2 pseudogenes are annotated in these 2,548 nt (G+C 42.7%); one reads left to right on the top strand and one right to left on the bottom strand.

The window, feature by feature from the left end:
- Window positions 1-208: 208 nt before the first annotated feature.
- Window positions 209-1,004 (top strand): annotated as a pseudogene (locus P378_RS23170) (IS3 family transposase); the annotation flags it as partial.
- Window positions 1,005-1,259: 255 nt separating this feature from the next.
- On the opposite strand, the pseudogene P378_RS15445 reads toward P378_RS23170, so the two are convergent.
- Window positions 1,260-2,281 (bottom strand): annotated as a pseudogene (locus tag P378_RS15445) (IS256 family transposase); the annotation flags it as partial.
- Window positions 2,282-2,548 lie beyond the last annotated feature (267 nt).

The following is a 2,548-nucleotide window of genomic DNA, read 5'->3' on the forward strand; positions in this document are numbered from 1 at the left end:
CAAATTGCCAAAGAGCCATTACCTGCGATTATAGGATAAGTGCGCCCAATTGCATGACAAATACTGGAAAATGGGAGGTAATATACTCAAAAAATATTAGTTTTCGTCTTAAAATCTAAAAAAAGTGGGTCACTACTGTTAATTAATGTAAATTTTATTTTTTGAAAGAAGTAAAATTAGGGTTTTAAAGGGGTTTTTTCAACACCCTCCTAGACTAGCTGATGAAGGCATTTATATAGCTTCTGAGTCAACATTTTACAGAGTGCTGAAAGAAAATAACATGCAACACCATCGTGGAAGGGCTAAAAGACCATGTTCAAAACCCATTTCAACACATTGTGCCACCGGACCTAATCAAGTCTGGATGTGGGATATCACATGGCTTCCAGGGCCAGCTAAGGGAATCTATTTCTATCTATATCTGATTTTGGATCTATTCAGCCGCAAAATAGTTGCTTGGGATATATGGACCGAAGAATTATCTGAGAACGCCAGTATATTAGTACGGCGGGCAATAATATCTGAAAAACGCACGTTAGTTAACCAGCCATTAGTCTTGCATTCAGACAACGGCAGCCCTATGAAAGGGGCAACCCTACTGGAAACCCTCTATCAGTTGGGGATAACTCCATCAAGAAGCCGCCCTAGAGTAAGCAACGACAACCCATACGCTGAATCCATCTTCCGTACATGCAAATACCGCCCTAATTACCCTACCAAAGGATTTGCAACACTAACTGAGGCAAGGCAATGGTGCTAACATTTGTAACATGGTACAACCAGGAACACAGACACAGTGGCTTAATTTCCTGACCCCAAAACAAAGACATAACGGTCTCTCAACACAAATTCTGGAGCAGAGAAAACGGGTTTATGAAGAAGCTAAATCAAAGCACCCAGAGAGATGGGCTGGCTCAATCAGAGACTGGACATTAGATGATATCGTTTGGCTTAATCCCGAACGCACCGAACAATCAAAAACGAAGGAAAAGTGTACATCCTAAAATTAATAAAGCAGGCGGTCTCCAGAGGGAGGGGAACATTGCCCTAACTACCAGTAGCCGCCGCTTGCGGTCGTAGCGAAGCGAAGAGTCTTGACCCATGTGCTAGGGTTAATTTACCCGACCGTATACAGGTTTCTAGTTGGCGTATATCCGTCGGTCGGGTTACCCCATTATTAGCACATGGAGTCAAGACCGGCGGTGGGTTTAATACAAAAAAAATTGAACGTATTAGCGACAACTATCTTGACAAACACCGCCCTCGATGATATTGGTTGTATAAATCATTCTGCGCATTTCGTAGGGGTACTTAAAATAGGCTGTTAGCTCAAGCCAGTTTTTCTCCCAGGAACGAATTATGATGGGATGCTCTTTGCCCCAGTTTTCTTTGAATATTTCAAAGGCCAGTTCTGCTTCCTCAAGGGTTAACGCCTGGTATACTTGTTTGAGATCAGCCATCAACTCTTTTTGTTCTTTGTATGATACATACTTCAGGGAGTTGCGGATTTGGTGGATAATACAAAGCTGAATCTCGGTTTTGGGGAAAACAGTGTTGATAGCCTCGGAAAACCCGGAAAGCCCGTCTTTACAGGCGATCAGGATGTCTTCTACGCCTCTGTTTTTGAGTTCATTACATACGCCAAGCCAAAAGCTGGCACTTTCATTTTCCCCAATCCAGATACCCAGTATTTCTTTTTGGCCGGTCATATTAATGCCTAATACACTGTAGGCTGCCTTGTTTATTACCCGGCTATCCTTGCGTACCTTGAAGTGAATAGCATCTAAGAAAACAATAGGGTATACACGGTCAAGTGTCCGGGATTGCCATTCGACTACCATTGGTAATATTTTGTCTGTTATTTTACTGACCATGGTAGGTGATACATCAATACCGTAGATGTTCCTCATATGGTCCTCAATATCGCGGGTAGACATTCCCTTGGCGTACATAGCTATAATCTGGTCTTCAAGCTGGTTAGATGTCTTTTCATATTTGCCGATAATCCTGGGCTCAAATTCACCATTACGATCCCGTGGGACTTCAATCTCTGTTTTACCAAACTTGGTTTGGATAGTTTTCTTGTTATAGCCGTTACGACTGTTACCGGTATTATTGCCATCAATGCTGTGTTTTCTATACCGAGATGTTCTTCAATCTCAGCCTCGAATATCTGCTGGAGGGTGTCCTTGAATAGGTTCTTGAGCATCTCATGTACATCATCCACAGTGCGGCAATCCTTTGCCAGTTCCTTGATAGTTTTGTCCTGTAAGTCCTGCATAAATGGTCATCTCCTTTGTTGGTAGTATTAACCATTGTCGAGTAGAAGTGCGTCTCTCTAACTTTAGAAGCAGGTTTGTTTTCACCGTTTCTCCCCGTTTCCTCTGGGAGTGCCACAATATTTGCTCCATGGCTAAATTGAACACACAACCCTCACAGAACCGTGCTTGCGCTATTCACGCACACGGCTCCTCACTTGGAGATTTGCACTTATGCCTAAGCACTACTAAGCCGATAATATACTGAAATAAATTTTCGGTTTGGGTAG

The sequence above is a fragment of the Desulforamulus profundi genome (genome assembly GCF_002607855.1).